This is a genomic window from Desulfosporosinus sp. OT, assembly GCF_000224515.1.
Classification (GTDB): Bacteria; Bacillota; Desulfitobacteriia; order Desulfitobacteriales; family Desulfitobacteriaceae; genus Desulfosporosinus.
Genome location: NZ_AGAF01000256.1, coordinates 1 through 13,857 on the forward strand (window position 1 = coordinate 1; position 13,857 = coordinate 13,857).

25 protein-coding genes are annotated in these 13,857 nt (G+C 42.0%); 14 read left to right on the top strand and 11 right to left on the bottom strand.

All coding sequences use genetic code 11. The features are described from left to right. The 9 genes from DOT_RS30855 to DOT_RS24775 all read left to right on the top strand — a co-directional run. Positions 1–323 (top strand): hypothetical protein (locus DOT_RS30855; RefSeq protein WP_009624318.1); only part of this gene is annotated, 323 nt, incomplete at its 5' end. Between the two features lie 152 nt (positions 324–475). After that, positions 476–1,219 (top strand): phage antirepressor KilAC domain-containing protein, encoded by a 744-nt coding sequence (locus tag DOT_RS31290; protein WP_202798723.1) that lies wholly within the window; start codon positions 476–478, stop codon positions 1,217–1,219. An 88-nt stretch (positions 1,220–1,307) separates the two neighbouring features. Then, positions 1,308–1,577 (top strand): hypothetical protein, encoded by a 270-nt coding sequence (locus tag DOT_RS24745; protein ID WP_009624320.1) that lies wholly within the window; start codon positions 1,308–1,310, stop codon positions 1,575–1,577. Between the two features lie 55 nt (positions 1,578–1,632). After that, on the top strand, positions 1,633–2,310 hold the full coding sequence (locus DOT_RS24750; protein ID WP_009624321.1) for a hypothetical protein: 678 nt from the start codon (positions 1,633–1,635) through the stop codon (positions 2,308–2,310). Between the two features lie 322 nt (positions 2,311–2,632). Beyond that, positions 2,633–3,184, top strand: coding sequence for a Panacea domain-containing protein (locus DOT_RS24755; RefSeq protein WP_040413446.1), 552 nt, complete (start codon positions 2,633–2,635; stop codon positions 3,182–3,184). A 187-nt stretch (positions 3,185–3,371) separates the two neighbouring features. Further along, on the top strand, positions 3,372–4,133 hold the full coding sequence (locus DOT_RS24760; RefSeq protein ID WP_207637075.1) for a hypothetical protein: 762 nt from the start codon (positions 3,372–3,374) through the stop codon (positions 4,131–4,133). Positions 4,134–4,213: 80 nt separating this feature from the next. Continuing rightward, complete coding sequence (locus DOT_RS28040) at positions 4,214–4,540, top strand: helix-turn-helix transcriptional regulator (RefSeq protein WP_157998519.1); 327 nt, start codon at positions 4,214–4,216, stop codon at positions 4,538–4,540. Positions 4,541–4,602: 62 nt separating this feature from the next. Next, the gene (locus DOT_RS24770) at positions 4,603–5,568 is read left to right on the top strand and encodes a ParA family protein (RefSeq protein ID WP_009624325.1); all 966 of its coding nucleotides are present in this window, start codon (positions 4,603–4,605) and stop codon (positions 5,566–5,568) included. 488 nt (positions 5,569–6,056) lie between these two features. Continuing rightward, positions 6,057–6,269, top strand: coding sequence for a helix-turn-helix transcriptional regulator (locus DOT_RS24775; RefSeq protein WP_040413447.1), 213 nt, complete (start codon positions 6,057–6,059; stop codon positions 6,267–6,269). A 165-nt stretch (positions 6,270–6,434) separates the two neighbouring features. Here the strand turns inward: DOT_RS24775 and DOT_RS31170 are convergent, their stop codons facing one another. The 3 genes from DOT_RS31170 to DOT_RS24780 all read right to left on the bottom strand — a co-directional run bounded on the left by DOT_RS31170 (position 6,435) and on the right by DOT_RS24780 (position 7,216). Beyond that, positions 6,435–6,590 (bottom strand): hypothetical protein, encoded by a 156-nt coding sequence (locus tag DOT_RS31170; protein WP_009624327.1) that lies wholly within the window; start codon positions 6,588–6,590, stop codon positions 6,435–6,437. A 32-nt stretch (positions 6,591–6,622) separates the two neighbouring features. Further along, positions 6,623–6,775, bottom strand: a complete 153-nt coding sequence (locus tag DOT_RS30860; RefSeq protein WP_009624329.1) for a transposase — start codon at positions 6,773–6,775, stop codon at positions 6,623–6,625. Positions 6,776–6,844: 69 nt separating this feature from the next. Further along, on the bottom strand, positions 6,845–7,216 hold the full coding sequence (locus DOT_RS24780; protein WP_009624330.1) for a hypothetical protein: 372 nt from the start codon (positions 7,214–7,216) through the stop codon (positions 6,845–6,847). A gap of 99 nt (positions 7,217–7,315) precedes the next feature. Between DOT_RS24780 and DOT_RS24785 the strand changes: the two genes are divergently transcribed. Further along, entirely contained in the window at positions 7,316–7,564 is a 249-nt protein-coding gene (locus DOT_RS24785) for a helix-turn-helix transcriptional regulator (protein WP_009624331.1), read from the top strand. 418 nt (positions 7,565–7,982) lie between these two features. On the opposite strand, the gene DOT_RS28045 is transcribed toward DOT_RS24785, so the two are convergent. The 8 genes from DOT_RS28045 to DOT_RS24825 form a co-directional block, all read right to left on the bottom strand. Beyond that, complete coding sequence (locus tag DOT_RS28045) at positions 7,983–8,624, bottom strand: Ltp family lipoprotein (RefSeq protein ID WP_009624333.1); 642 nt, start codon at positions 8,622–8,624, stop codon at positions 7,983–7,985. A 251-nt stretch (positions 8,625–8,875) separates the two neighbouring features. Beyond that, positions 8,876–9,457 (bottom strand): M23 family metallopeptidase, encoded by a 582-nt coding sequence (locus DOT_RS24795; RefSeq protein WP_009624335.1) that lies wholly within the window; start codon positions 9,455–9,457, stop codon positions 8,876–8,878. Between the two features lie 3 nt (positions 9,458–9,460). Next, complete coding sequence (locus DOT_RS24800) at positions 9,461–9,697, bottom strand: hypothetical protein (protein ID WP_009624336.1); 237 nt, start codon at positions 9,695–9,697, stop codon at positions 9,461–9,463. Then, positions 9,663–10,298, bottom strand: a complete 636-nt coding sequence (locus DOT_RS24805; RefSeq protein ID WP_040413462.1) for a hypothetical protein — start codon at positions 10,296–10,298, stop codon at positions 9,663–9,665. The genes DOT_RS24800 and DOT_RS24805 overlap by 35 nt, the downstream gene beginning before the upstream one ends. A 4-nt stretch (positions 10,299–10,302) precedes the next feature. Then, complete coding sequence (locus tag DOT_RS24810; protein WP_040413448.1) at positions 10,303–11,430, bottom strand: FtsK/SpoIIIE domain-containing protein; 1,128 nt, start codon at positions 11,428–11,430, stop codon at positions 10,303–10,305. A gap of 6 nt (positions 11,431–11,436) precedes the next feature. Next, positions 11,437–11,673, bottom strand: a complete 237-nt coding sequence (locus tag DOT_RS24815) for a hypothetical protein (RefSeq protein ID WP_040413450.1) — start codon at positions 11,671–11,673, stop codon at positions 11,437–11,439. A gap of 131 nt (positions 11,674–11,804) precedes the next feature. Then, on the bottom strand, positions 11,805–11,993 hold the full coding sequence (locus DOT_RS24820; protein WP_139024301.1) for a helix-turn-helix transcriptional regulator: 189 nt from the start codon (positions 11,991–11,993) through the stop codon (positions 11,805–11,807). Between the two features lie 51 nt (positions 11,994–12,044). After that, positions 12,045–12,233, bottom strand: a complete 189-nt coding sequence (locus DOT_RS24825; RefSeq protein ID WP_009624341.1) for a helix-turn-helix transcriptional regulator — start codon at positions 12,231–12,233, stop codon at positions 12,045–12,047. 222 nt (positions 12,234–12,455) lie between these two features. Between DOT_RS24825 and DOT_RS24830 the strand changes: the two genes are divergently transcribed. From DOT_RS24830 to DOT_RS24845, 4 genes are all read left to right on the top strand, one after another. Then, positions 12,456–12,653, top strand: coding sequence for a helix-turn-helix transcriptional regulator (locus DOT_RS24830; protein ID WP_009624342.1), 198 nt, complete (start codon positions 12,456–12,458; stop codon positions 12,651–12,653). A gap of 103 nt (positions 12,654–12,756) precedes the next feature. Continuing rightward, on the top strand, positions 12,757–13,011 hold the full coding sequence (locus DOT_RS24835) for a hypothetical protein (RefSeq protein ID WP_139024302.1): 255 nt from the start codon (positions 12,757–12,759) through the stop codon (positions 13,009–13,011). 23 nt (positions 13,012–13,034) lie between these two features. Further along, the gene (locus DOT_RS24840; protein ID WP_009624344.1) at positions 13,035–13,409 is read left to right on the top strand and encodes an aspartyl-phosphate phosphatase Spo0E family protein; all 375 of its coding nucleotides are present in this window, start codon (positions 13,035–13,037) and stop codon (positions 13,407–13,409) included. A gap of 151 nt (positions 13,410–13,560) precedes the next feature. Continuing rightward, positions 13,561–13,773, top strand: coding sequence for a helix-turn-helix transcriptional regulator (locus DOT_RS24845; protein ID WP_009624345.1), 213 nt, complete (start codon positions 13,561–13,563; stop codon positions 13,771–13,773). The last annotated feature ends 84 nt before the right edge of the window (positions 13,774–13,857 follow it).

Sequence of the window (13,857 nt, forward strand, 5' to 3'; positions counted from 1 at the left end):
AAGGGATAGCCGTAGACAGGGACTACGTTAATGAAGATGCAGGATTATGGAAGGAAGAGGATGAAACGATGGATCATGCTGTAATGTATTTTACCGTAAACGATTTTTCGATTGCAAAAATTGTGGCCGACAAGCTTGGTGGATGTGCGATGTTCTGCCGGAATGCGAACAATGCAAGCATTCATAAGGACGCGATGGCCGCTAAGCATTTGGTTGTTATCGGTGGAGCAGAGGTTAAGAATCATCAAAATGCCACTAATTGTTGCGGTACCCATGCCGAGGATACGGCCATCTTAGCTGCTCAATACGCTCAGGCATTGTAAACTTCTCACGGCCAATAAAAGTTTACAATTAAATTGGCAAGCGTTTGCGAATCTTGAGGTTTATGTCATGTCGTGAGGGCACACCGCTAACCTCTCTTGAGGATCAGATGTAATCTGGTCCTCTTTTAATGCGCAAAAGAGAGGATGAAATTATGAATAAGCTTGTTCCAATCGAATACCAAAATCAAAGAATTTTAACCACTACCCAATTGGGAGAATCGTATGGGGCTGATTCTCAACTGATTGTAAACAATTTTAATCGTAACAAGGACCGTTACAAGGAAGGCAAACACTATTTTGCACTAGAGGATGAAGCAAAACGGCTTTTCATTGACCAACATCAAATTGATTTAGGTTTAAAGAATGCAAAAACCCTCTACTTGTGGACAGAAAAAGGTGCTTGGCTCCATGCAAAGTCTCTAAACACAGACAAAGCATGGGAAGCTTACGAAATGCTAGTCGATGATTATTATCGGATCAGAGAATCCCCAATTTCACACAAATTACCGCGAACATATCTTGATGCTTTAGAAGCCCTTGTGGCGGCAGAAAAAGAAAAGCAGATCCTCATTCCGAAAGCAGAATACTTCGATGCCCTTGTCGACCATAATTTACTGACAAATTTCCGGGATACAGCTAAGGAGTTGAAAATTAAGGAACACATTTTTATCAACTGGATTCTAGATAAGGGTTATGTATATCGGGATGCCAAAGGCAAGCTGAAGCCCTATGCCGATTACGTACCTGCATTATTCGAAATTAAAGAAAAGCAAAGGGATAAATGGGCTGGAACCCAAACCCTGATCACCCCGAGAGGAAGGGAAACTTTCAGATTGTTGCTCCAAAACAATAAGCTATCCTTCCCTCCCGGTATGCAAAACAAAACGGCTGAATGAGGCTCATGCCAACGGTTTAGTCGCCCTACCTGTCAATAATTAAGTCAAATATGCCAAAAAATATGCCAAAATGAAAGGAATGATCCCAATGGAAGAATTAACAATCGAAAACCTAGAAAAGTGTTTCCGCGCCGCAAGCACGAAAGGCAAAAAGTATGTAGGGGTCTTGGTTCAAATGGAAGGTTTCCCAAAGCCTGAAGTAATCATAAATGAGAATGAGAACTTCGATAGTAAGTTTGCCTATTACAAAAAGGCGTATGATGAAAACTTAGTTCTGAGGTCCTTTAACGGGATTAAAATCACGGGGTTTACTTACGGAGATAGTTTTGAAGCGATAGAGCACGACTTGGTAGTTTAAGCAGGATCTTTCCTGCTTTTAATTTTGTCCAAAAATAGAAAGGTGGAATAAATCCATGAGTACAAATCTAGTTATGTTCCTGATCTCCATCGCAACCCTCTTAGTCGGATCAGGAGGAACGTGGCTCCTGACCAAAAAGTCTAAGGATCCCAAAGCTATCCTTGCCACCGCAGACACTGTGATCGACGAGGTAAAGACCGCAAATGATACTTTTGGTAAGCTCCTTCCTGCGCCAGTGGAATCAATTGTTGATTTGGTAATTAAGGCTGCTCAGGCAGGAGTACATGGCGCCCAACAACTTTGCAATAGTGATCAGTTGACTCAAGACGAGCGTAATGGAAAGGCATTTGATGCTGCCATGAATTTACTTAAGGTTGGGGGATATGAGCCCACTCCGGAGCTGGAGACTGCCGTTAAGGATATGATTGAGACTGGTGTTTTTGTTATGAAAAGTATTGATAAGTCGAGTATTGCAAGAACTGATGCTTCAGTGCCTTTGGATTCTTCACAAAGTGTTCCTGATCCAGCGTCGGCTGTTATGGTGGCAGATCCGTCAACTCCTGCTCAGTCAGACGCAGCGGCTTCACCACAGCCGACAGTCCAAGAAGCCGTAACGCAAGCCATACGGCAAACAGTTCAGCCAGTCGCACAGCAAACAGCAGATCAGACTGTACAGGATATTATCGCTGAAGCTGTACAGAGTGGGGTTAAGCAGATTCAGACAAGCGTATAAGTAGACATGATCAAAACCCTCCTGCGTTATAATTGTGGGAGGGTTTTTTATTTATTCGACTTCTTTCTGCATCTTTTTGCAATAATTTATGGCATAATATAAGAAAAATATGTAAATATTTTAATAAATATCTACATAAAATCGGAAGGAATTTTCTTGAGAGGGAAGAAGTAAGGATATATACCCGGGTTTTTGTTGTTCGAAAAAGAGGGACAGGCCATCAAGGGATATAAATGTACAAGTATTTTTTGCGCAAATAGTTATAATACACTTTTATAAGGTCATAGGATTGCTATAAAAGGCCTTATGGGAGAGGATAACTGTGGCGCGGATAATAGATTTTGCAAAACATAACCAACAAAGCGAAGGAGGTGAAGTGATAATGGGGATTAATGCTATGGAAGTTGAGAAAACACAAAATCTAGATAACATATTAACATTTGCTAAGATAGTGCTATTTCTCGCAAACGACACCTCTACTAAGCTGTATAGGACTAAATTGCACAAGTTATTGTTTTATGTTCAGTTTATATACTATAAACGTCATAGAGAGAGACTTCTTGCGGACGATTTTATATGTCAAAGATATGGACCTGTATTACCTACCTTAGACGAATATTTGTCACTTATAGAGGGAGTTGGCTTGATTAAGATAGTACCTGATCAACATGGAAGCTATATTGTTCCAAAAAAGAAGTTTGCAGATGGTAGCTACGAGAAAGAACTAGGCACAATTAAGAAGGTAGCTGCAAAATTTGATACATGGACCGCAGGTGAAATTTCGGAGTACAGCCATAAGGAACCTCTATGGATTCATACTCATTTACACCATGTGATACCTGTAAATAAAGCGGAGGAATTAAATGATCTCTAATTACTTCGCTACATGGGCTTGTGTGTTTATGGTTGTTTTTGTAGTTTTATATAAATTTTGGTTTATTGCTGAATGGCAAAATTTAAGAATAAAACATAAGCTCGTAAATGATAGGCGAGAAAGCCCCCCTAGGTGGAGTAACGAAATAACCGGAAGTCGTTGCTATTTCCTACCTCACAAACTTAAATTGGCAGGATATTCATTTGTGTCGTCAAGCGGAATCACACTAGCTCAAATGTATGTGATGAAGAATAAGCCAATAAATAGTATGGATGATGTAGTTCAGATTTTATTGGGAATAGGTCTTAATTTAGGTTTGATATTAGGAATTACGAAAGCCAATGATAAATCTGACTCCGACGTATGGATAATGCGGATTGTAGCATTAATCAGGGATAAAGGGCTTCTCCCTATAGTTCTTAAGGAAAGACAAGATTACTTAGAATTTATACATAAGCAAATAACCTGTTGGCATAAACACGATAGCAATGATAAAGACACTCATTTTGTTGGACTTATAATTCGAATTCACACAGATTTCTTTGCTGAAATCGTAAGCGCTACCACGGTTGAAGAGAATGAATCGTCGGATGAGTTGTTCTTAAGAAAAGAAAAATTAAAGGATCTTCCTCAAAAGATAATTAGGGACTATCATTTCGGCGATCAGAACATGACAGTGTTGGCTCAAGTTAAACAACTATTTAATGAATATCTAGACATTGCCAATTCCGAGATGTTTAAAGTAATTAGCTTTATTAAGGAACACGAACAGTGTTGTCAAGGTAAAATCAAGGCGCGACTGAAAGCACAGATAGAATCTCGGGTAACGCCCCCAAGACAAAAGCAGACCAGTGCAATCGATGCAGCAAAGTTGGTGCAAAAACTACTATTCTCGATGAGAGAGGTTTCCGCAACAGAAGAAGATCGGGATGGGAGCCTTCAATCATGAAAATCCTCTAACCCTCAATGCAATTATAACCCTTATAGGAAATGATAAGTTTTTATTTACCTCGACCCCTTACGACTGTCTTGCCTAAATCATATGCCATAATTAAGGACAAAAGAGGAGCAATCCCAATGCTCTTAACTAACCCCAACATCGGCAGACTAATAGCCCACCATAGAAAGAAGCGTCAGCTCACTCAGTTACAATTAGCCGCCATCGCTAGAATTCCTTCCAGGTATCTAAGCGACATAGAAACCGGGCGAAAAGTTCCCCAGATCAATACAATTGCAAGGTTGGCGGCGGGGCTTGGAGGACGATTGAAGAGCTGGTTGAAGAACGTTAAGGTCCTTACTATTGTGGTAGGGGCCTTTTTATTTTTGTTGGACAGGTTTCCCGTGGTTTCGCGATGAAGTTGTGAGATGATATAAGATATCTCATAACTATAGGATGTTTTTTGTTGAGGAGGAGAAAAATGGAAAGAATTAGTATTTTTAATCACAAAGGTGGAGTAGGTAAGACTACGCTAACTTTTAATCTAGCCTACGCTTTAGTAGAATGCGGAAAGCGAGTATTGGTCATTGATGCTGATGCTCAAAGTAACCTTACTGCAGCTGCGTTAGATGATGATATATTGGACAACTTATATATAAATAACGGCTATACAATTAAAAAGGCATTAGATGGATTAGTAAAGGGTAAAGGAGATATCTTTGTTGATAAACCAGTAACTGTGGCAGATGGATTATACTTGGTTCCTGGTCATATAGATATTTCGGAATATGAAGCATTACTACCAACGGCTTGGCAAGAATGCTTTACCGGATACGAAAGAGGGTTTAGAACTCATAGTGCCATACATAGAATAGCTGAACATATCGGAGAACAAGTTAATGTAGATATCATTTTATATGATTTAGGTCCAAATGTTGGACCTCTAAACAGGTCATTATTATTATCTAGTGACTTCTTCATTATTCCGGTTACCCCAGATCATTTTTCATTAATGGCTATTGGATCCGTTGGCAGAAACATTGCGAAATGGTACCGGGAATGGGAAACCGCTAAGAAGCAAGTACCTGCTGGTCTTGATTTCGTTATTCAGGACGGAACTCCTAAATTCGCAGGTTATGTTGCACAACAGTTCAATATAAGTAAAGGCCGGGCAACTCAAGCTTTTGAACATTGGAATCGGAAAATATCTCCCGAGGTGACAGAATCTATCGTTAATGTGATTCCATCAACTTTGATTATTGAATGTTATAATTATGAGTTGCCTGGGATTAAGAATTATCATAGCTTGGTTCCTGATGCCCAACAGTACCATAAACCAATATTTAAACTTTATCCGCCTGAAATAAATTCCGGTCATTTAGGTAAGGTACGCGAATGTAAGGACGATTTCATATCATTGGCCAACGAAATATTAAGAAGAACCTAAGTTAAAATAATACTTAACCAAGGAGCAACCTTTGCAATGAAAATCCTCGCAACCCCCATCTCCGTCCTCGCTTGGTTCGAACTAGACAGCACACCCTTCCGATGCCAGAGCGAGATCAAGGGCGAGTTGCGGCCGTTCGAAATTAAGTATGAATTGGGGACCTGTAAATGGTTTCTGTGGAAGATGTAGAAGAGGAGAGCCGCCCCGTGCTCTCCTCTTTGCTGTGAAAGGAGGTAAAACAATGTCCCTCGCCGCAATACATAGTATGCCGAATTGTCCAATAAGGTTACAAGCTAGGCCTGTTGCCCCTGAATAATATATCGAACCATGGAAAAGATATCTTTCGTATAAACTCTCGTCCTACTCATTGCTCCCCCTCGGAAACGATGGGGAGCTCTTTTTTGTCGTTGACAGATCATGGCTAAACAAATAAGCTTTTACCTAAGCATTTAATTTTCAGATATGCAAGACCGGAGGCGAAGATACATTTGATCATAATCAACAAAACCGTCTGCAGGCGAATAGCTCACTACAGGGAAAAGCGTAATTTGACCAGAGAAGAGTTAGCTGCTAATGTTGGTATCAACCTTAAAAGTCTTATCAATATAGAAACCGGATTAAGAATACCTCGCATAAACGAGCTGGTACAATTGGCTACTGGACTTGGCGTATCGATCGATGAATTATTTAATAGTGAATAGGGCTCTTCACCAGTAAACGGTGGGAGGCTTTTGTTTTGTAAAAGATCAAATATATGTAAAGGCCAACTATGCAAAGCCAGCTCGAAGCGGGATCCCGCGACCTCCCCGGAGCTTGTCCTCTAGAGAGGTTTCGGCCACGTCCCAGGTGGCCATCGTCAGGCGGGGTTACATAACTTTGAAAGTGACTATATGGAGAGGATACGCTGCGGCTAAACGCTCTTTTGCTTCCCTTACATCGACATTGGCTGCCAGTGCCCATTGAACCACGTCACAATGCTTCTTTCCGTCTAAGAAACACCAAATGCTTTTCATCTTTCTCATACATACCATCCTTTCCTTGCTGGCTTGAGTTTTTACTCACCCCATTGGTAATTACATTTTTTGCAGTAAAACTCGTTTTCTAATCCTTCGATCTGGTAAACTTTTTGGCAATCGCACTCAGGGCAGTAATTGTCTTCAGCGACAATGAGCTTAACCTCGGGGTAATAGTTGTCGTGCATTAACATCTTACTTCCTCCTCTCCCGCCGGGACTAACCGCCCGGCTTTCGGCTCCATGTTTGTTTAAGCGTTTCTGCTAAGCGATTTTACTAATGCGCACTACCGTAAATACTTCTGATTGAGATTGTGTTATGCTAACGCCCTCATTTTCTGTATCAATTTCTAGTTCCAACGCTTCAAAAATCTGATCCTTCCAAGTTTTTCGGCGTTCCTCATACTCAGCCTTATGTGCTTTCCATTCGGCGTCCCCTTTCTCTCCGTCTTCGTAGCAATCTCGGGTATTAAAGCATTCCGATAATATCCAGGCGTTCAAGGCGACGTGGTTCAGACGAATGGTGGTTGCCTCTACTAAATACGAGCTGTCGACATAGGTTCCATTGTCCACAAACGCTCCTTTTGCGATCACCTGTATCACGAACTCATTACCCTCGAACCTTGTACTTGCCATTTTTCATTTCCTCCTTCAATTTGACTCCTAATTAGTGTCGCTTGATAGCTAAATAATATCATGACTCTTATATAGAGTCAATAAGGTATTGACACTTTTTTGGAGTATATTTATAATGAAGCTGAGGTGAATGACATGGTTAAGTCAAACTTGAAAGCAATCATGGACTCAAGGGGGCTATCCATCCGCAAAGTGGCCGGTGATTTAGACTATAGATTTGAGACCGTACGTCGGATGTATAACGATGACATGAAGCACTATCCAGAGGATCTAATTGATAAACTCTGCACTTACTTAGACATAGGAGTAGGGGAGCTGCTGAAGCATAAAAAAGACGCCGGCAAATAACCGGCGCTTTGTTACACTTTAACGGACATGATCATATAGTGTAATGGGGGTAAAGAATTCAGGCCTTTCTGTTGAGCAGAAACCCGGTGTGTGGCAGTGCCGGGCTTCTGCTTTTATGTTTATTTTTTCTTATTACTGAGTTCCAATTCATGAATCCGAGCGGCACCAATATTTGTTAGATGCAAGGCTTGAGGGAACCGGGGCATAAAAAAGACGCAGGTGTTAGCCACAGCGTTGGAGGAATACGAAAGGAGAGCCTAGGTGCTCTCCTTTTTGCTTGCAGCTATCACAGTAATAATGGGATTAAACATTTTGCGGCTAATGCTAATCCTCCAAGCAACGTAACTCCTCCTAAAATCTGAACCTTGGCAGCCTGTTCCTCCTTAGTTGGTTCTTCAGGTATCTGATTTTGCTTATTCTATAATCCTGTTGCAGTAACCCCAAACGCTGCTTGTTCTTGTGTAAATCCATCATATTTTAGTTGATCAATTAGTGCTTTCTTCGAGAATGGACTATAGTCCAAGTAACTTTTGGCTTTCGCAACGGCTTGTTGCATCCAGTCAGCCCCGCTATTGTCAACCCCATACGTTGCGTCCTCGGTAGTAAATCCTTCATATTTCAGTTGCTTAATTAGACCCTCTCTCGAAAAAGAAGTATAACCTAAATAGCTCTTAGCCTTAGCAATGGCTTGTTTTTGGCTTACTGTCGCTGTCGGTGTTACAACCTTAGGCGTTGACTCAGGTGGAGGTGTTGGGGCAGGAGATGCAACTGTGGGTGTGGCGGATTTTGCTTCCTGTTTTACCGTTGGAGCAGGGGTTTGAGTTGGCGTAGGAGTTGGGGTGACAGCCAGAGTTGGTGTAGGAGTGGTAACCGGAGCAGGGGTGGGAGCTGGTGTGGTAGGAGCGGCCGTACTTGCAGCCGGAGCCGTCGAAGCCGGAGCGACCGGCTTATCCTTATTACCAAACAGCCCAATAGCCACGAATGCAATAAACAGATATCCAACGGTCGCTATTATTTTTTTCCATGTTTTACCGGATCTGAAGCCTGGGATTTTACTCATGCGAATCTCTCCTTTAAATTTTATGATTCTTTATGATCTTAGCTTTTTCCACGTATTACATGTTTTTCCTGCATTTCGACAGGATTAATTGTTTTGCGACTATTTACAGATTGATCGTTGACTTGGTCGCTTACTTGGTCATTAACTAGGTCGCTAATACGACCAATGTACAAGCTAAAACTGGCTAAAATAAAGCAAATATTTCTGGAAAGAGGGAGTCCGAGGGACAAGGGGCGGGGGATGGGAGAGATTTAAAGATAACTCGACGGATCGACGCATGTTCCGTTTTTCCTTATCTCAAAATGAAGGTGGGGGCCAGTGCTGTTGCCAGTGCTGCCACAAGTCCCTATCTTAGCTCCTGCAATTACAGGATAGCCAACCTTGACAGATAATCCGCTCAGATGTCCATATAACGATTGCATGCCTCTTCCGTGGCTTATAACGATCACATTGCCGTAGACATCGCTCCAACCTACGCTTGTTACTTCCCCTTTTCGCGTAGAGCTTACGACCGTTCCTTCGGGAGCTGCTATGTCAATTCCGTGGTGAGTTATACCGTCGTAGTTCTGTGTAATAGCCCCTTTCATCGGCATTTCCCAGCTTCCTTGACCAATATTGGCAACCCTGTCAGCTGTGTCTTGGAGAGAATTTAAACGGGCATTCCACTTCTCAATAACAGGCCCCAAGTCATTCATTGCGGTTAACAATCCCAACATAATCGAAACCACGAGGACCATATTGGCGATTTGTTTTCTCTCGAATCCAATCAGTATTGAGTATCCAACAAACGTAATAACCCCAATTAGTAGGAGATCGGCAATTAGCTTCGCCATAGTTCACATCTTCCCTACAGTAAAATCAAAGAACTTTGTGAGTAGCTGCCAAGCTACAGCGACCACTGCCAGAATGGCGGCTATTGTGGTGCCGGTGCGAATCATAGCTGATATTTGCCCCTTACCTACTGCGCTTGTAATCATCTCTGCTAACCAGGAACCTACTCCGAGCATAACTAGTATCACGATCACGAAACCAGGTGCGTTAGGCCCGAAGGCTGCGGCTGCTGCCTGTGCCATTTATGCATTCCTCCTTCACTTGTTTCAGACTGAAGACTTGGAATTCAAGGTTATGAGTATTCGCCCTAGCAATCCTCTCTCCTAGTTTCTTGACGTTGCCAGTCGTGACAACCCGAATGATCGGAAAGCGTTTAGCGAGTGGGACCCACCATTGATTAAGGTAAGCGCCTGAACTGAAATACTCACAATACCTTTTAACTTTCTCGCCGAAGTCGTGACCACTTTCGATAATGTCGAACTCCGCGAAGAAAAAGGTAAATAAGTTTGACCATGTGCCCTTGACCCCAATAAAGGCATCAGGGCGAAGCGTCTTATAAGTCACCTCACGGTCGAAGTTGTGTAGGGATATTGAATCATTGAGTGATAACCGTACCCACGTATAAATCCAGCTAACCCCTAAAACGTGCTCTAGTTGCCCCGGCTTCTTGGTTGCATAGTAATAATACGGTTCATCGATAGAAATCCTCTCACGCCTAATTCTTCCGCTCTCAGTGAGTTTTTTTAATCGACGCTGAACTATCCTGAGACAGGTGCTAGGGAAGAGAAGGAACTTAATTTGATCTGTACTAAGTGCTCCATGGGACTCCAATAATCTAAACAATTCCTTATCGCGGTGGGAGCATTTTGCGTGGTTGCTCAACAAAGTTCATCACCTCGACTTTGTCTATTTCCTTCAGGAGTTGTCGCGCCTTCTTGATCGGCAAAAACATTCCCTGAGTCTCAAGCTCGTTATCCCATTGATATATCCCCCGGCCGGGGATCGAAGGAATGAGAGCGGCATTCTCGTTGTCTAAGAGCATTCTGGAGTTAATACCGTCCCGGACATGGAAGCACATTGTCCCTGCAAACATAGCCTTAGAGTCTCCGAATGCTTTCATCATTGTTGAGCTAGGCCTCTGGGTAGCACAGACCACACAGATCCCCGCAGCTCTTCCAAGGCGTAGAATACGGTTTAGGGCTGACTGACAATCCTCGTTATGCATTTCTGCCAGCTCATCAATTACAACGACCAGGAAAGGCATTTCGCATCCCTGTTCAAGATAATCTTGGATCTTCTGACAACCCTTAGATTCCAGCTCAGTTAATCGTTTATCTAGTTCCTTATTAATAGCGCCGAATGCTTGGATTGCCTCGTCTTCCTTGGTTATAAGTAAAACATGATCGCGAAGGTAGGAATATTCTAATCGTTTGAAGTCAAAGACAACCGTTCGGATATCCGTCTTCTTGTTAAGCAATAGTCCCATGATAAGACCGTGCAGAAAATTAGACTTCCCGGCTCCTGGGTGGCCAGCAATGATTAGATTCGGCATGTCGGCAAGATCCTTAACGACTTCGCCAATGGCAGAATGCCCGAAGTGGATCGGAAGGTAGCCCTTGTGCTGGTTAGGATCGAAGGAGTATGGATACTCCTTATTTATCTCAATGGTTGAGGCTTGCATAGTTATCACCTTTCCTCTCTTTTCAACTTGAACCTTTCCACCCATGGCATCGGCGAAGAGTTGCTCCTTGGCCTTGAATTCCTTATATCCCAGGCCAGCACCGAGGGAGATGAGGAATTTATACGCGTCGCCTGATAGTTTGATTTTCTTCATGATCTTTGGTTTGGGGTCTTTGGTCCATATCGCGTCGATAACGTCTTGGACAGCTGCGTGGGCATCGTTACCTTTCCGGTGGAGGAAAAGGTATTTGAGTTGGTCCCTGACTTCTTCGATTACATTTTGTTGTTTAGCCATAGACTGTTATCTCCTTTCTGCCCGAAGGTTATTGACTAGCTCCCGGGCTATTTGCCTTGCATCCTCGAGGGTGATGGGCTCTATTGGCTTACTTAGTGCTCCGATTTCGGCTAGCTTTAGCCGGAATCCATCTCGGACAAGGTCGGACAATATCACCTCTTCCAAATTGAGATATTTGATGGCTCGTTTGATATCTTTGTCACGTTTTCCTAGTCTAGCCTTGATAAACTGTATGTCACTCATGTGTGCACCTCCTGTGTCTCGGGTGGGGATCGCGTGTGTTTCACTTGTGTCACAAATTACCTGTAGTAATCTATATGGGGATTGAGCCATAATATGCATAAACCCCATAATTTTAAATAAAAAATTTGGCCTTATTTAATTGGCCAAATATAATCCGTTGGATATCCAGTTGCCTTAGAAATTTTTTGAGCATTTCTCAAAGAAATATCAACTTTTTCATTTATATACCGGCTAATATCACCTTGATCGAGTCGGGTCATGCGCGCCAGATCTTTTTGTTTCCACCCATGCTTGTCCATTATTTCTTGAATTCTATTCATCTCATCACCACAGGAAATATATTCCACGTGCAGGCTCTATTTTCCTTCATTTTAGTACGGCCAAAGATAATCCATGCTTTTGCCCACTGCCTTAGCTATCTTTTGAGCCGTTGAGATGCGCACATCCCTTTGGCCGGTTATTATTTCGCTTAAGTATGACTGTTTAATGCCAGTGCGTTTATGCAGATCATCTTGCGTAATACGTTTTAGCCACATAACTTCCTGAATCCGATTCTTCAATTCTATCACCGAAGGGAACTATTCTCCCCGGAAGACATGTTTCCTTTGCACTTAGTCGCATTGCACAGAATATAAGATATATCTTATATTATTAGACACAAATTTGTCATATAATGTCGTAGGATAGCGCGAGAGTGTTACTTTTTGGTTCCTTATAGCAAATTAATTCGACAATGACCTAGGTATATACTTAAAGGGCCTAGACAACAAGGGAATGACAACATGGATTTAGGCGCTAACATAGCAAACTATCGAAAATTAAAAAGGTTAACCCAGTCTGATCTAGCCAGGGTAACAGGTGTTAGTAAGGGCTTTATTTCCGCGATTGAGGAGGGGAGGAAGGTGCCACGAATAAAGACGCTAGCTCGGATAGCGGAATGCATGGGCGTGAACCTAGAAACACTTTTGATGGATGAGTAAAATAATTAATACCCTTCGACACAATACCCCTTGATAGAATTCGGTCTCCGTTCTATCATTATAGAACAAAGGAGAATAAATGTTCTTAAAGGGGGGTAATGTTTTGGGGACAAAAACGAAAGTAAGGGAAAATGAGTTCGAGAATGAATTTCTTGATGCCTCTAAGGTTTTGGTCGAGGTCAAGGTTAGTGATGATGAAGGTGATACATGGACAAGGCGTAAGATCAGTATGGTGAGCGACCTAGATGAGTCGGGACTTAACGCGGGAGAGTTATTTCAGTTTAATGGGGAGAAATTCAGGGTGCTGAATGGGGAAGACGGGATGGTGGTGGAGCCACTGAAGAAGTCTGCTAAATGAAATTGAGGGAGAAGGGGGGTAATATGTCAAGCAATAGAGTGAAGGAAAAGTTGTTGCGATCAATCGAGTTCTCAAGGGAAAAGCTTAATGGCTATGTTAATCGTAAGGAGTTAAATTCTGATGAAGTCATTGAGCTGAGCAGAAAATTGGATGGACTGATCAATTCATATTATCATGCTTCTGCACAGGTTGAGGTAATGGATGAAAAGGCTAAGGCTAAAAACAAGAGAAAAACTAAAGCCAGAGCCAAGATTAAAAGGGAAACACCGCAACTCAATAATGAGCCTATGCAAAAACATATTCCTATCCCGAAATTGCAGCATATACCCTACGAAACTCCTTATCCTAGAATAGTGAAAATAGGGGAGAAGGAATATACTTTAATTAAACTATTTTAAAGGGGGGAGAAAAAACAAAGAAGCCCGCTCGACCCTGCCCAGGACCCGCGGACTTCTTTACAAAAACACTTCCGTAGGAAGGTTTCTATGCTTTTATTATATTTGTAATTACCTTCTTTTGACAAGTAGTAAATGAAGGGGAGAAGAATAAATGTTTCAGATTACTTTTAGAGCAGCAAGAATTGCAAGTGGATATACTATTGAGCAAGTAGCGAGTCATTGTAGTGTGGAATCAAATACTATAAAAAGATTTGAAAATGATTGCACCGAGATGCCAATAGATTTAGCATGTAAGGTATCTAAATTATATAATATCTCCTTAGATGATCTTTTTATTGGCAAGCAAAAGGAAGGAATAAGATAAAGGCAAAAAGCCGAGGTTTTAAAACCTCGGCTTTTAATTTACTAAGTCCGTGTACATTTTTGTGTACATTTCATTATTTCAAAG

Bases quoted from the DNA above. Each gene is read 5' to 3' on its own strand.
- DOT_RS31290 (WP_202798723.1), top strand. From the start codon at position 476: ATGAATAAGCTTGTTCCAATCGAATACCAAAATCAAAGAATTTTAACC.
- DOT_RS24745 (WP_009624320.1), top strand. From the start codon at position 1,308: ATGGAAGAATTAACAATCGAAAACCTAGAAAAGTGTTTCCGCGCCGCA.
- DOT_RS24750 (WP_009624321.1), top strand. From the start codon at position 1,633: ATGAGTACAAATCTAGTTATGTTCCTGATCTCCATCGCAACCCTCTTA.
- DOT_RS24770 (WP_009624325.1), top strand. From the start codon at position 4,603: ATGGAAAGAATTAGTATTTTTAATCACAAAGGTGGAGTAGGTAAGACT.
- DOT_RS31170 (WP_009624327.1), bottom strand. From the start codon at position 6,590: ATGAGAAAGATGAAAAGCATTTGGTGTTTCTTAGACGGAAAGAAGCAT.
- DOT_RS30860 (WP_009624329.1), bottom strand. From the start codon at position 6,775: ATGTTAATGCACGACAACTATTACCCCGAGGTTAAGCTCATTGTCGCT.
- DOT_RS24780 (WP_009624330.1), bottom strand. From the start codon at position 7,216: ATGGCAAGTACAAGGTTCGAGGGTAATGAGTTCGTGATACAGGTGATC.
- DOT_RS28045 (WP_009624333.1), bottom strand. From the start codon at position 8,624: ATGAGTAAAATCCCAGGCTTCAGATCCGGTAAAACATGGAAAAAAATA.
- DOT_RS24795 (WP_009624335.1), bottom strand. From the start codon at position 9,457: ATGGCGAAGCTAATTGCCGATCTCCTACTAATTGGGGTTATTACGTTT.
- DOT_RS24800 (WP_009624336.1), bottom strand. From the start codon at position 9,697: ATGGCACAGGCAGCAGCCGCAGCCTTCGGGCCTAACGCACCTGGTTTC.
- DOT_RS24810 (WP_040413448.1), bottom strand. From the start codon at position 11,430: ATGGCTAAACAACAAAATGTAATCGAAGAAGTCAGGGACCAACTCAAA.
- DOT_RS24815 (WP_040413450.1), bottom strand. From the start codon at position 11,673: ATGAGTGACATACAGTTTATCAAGGCTAGACTAGGAAAACGTGACAAA.
- DOT_RS24820 (WP_139024301.1), bottom strand. From the start codon at position 11,993: ATGAATAGAATTCAAGAAATAATGGACAAGCATGGGTGGAAACAAAAA.
- DOT_RS24830 (WP_009624342.1), top strand. From the start codon at position 12,456: ATGGATTTAGGCGCTAACATAGCAAACTATCGAAAATTAAAAAGGTTA.
- DOT_RS24840 (WP_009624344.1), top strand. From the start codon at position 13,035: ATGTCAAGCAATAGAGTGAAGGAAAAGTTGTTGCGATCAATCGAGTTC.
- DOT_RS24845 (WP_009624345.1), top strand. From the start codon at position 13,561: ATGTTTCAGATTACTTTTAGAGCAGCAAGAATTGCAAGTGGATATACT.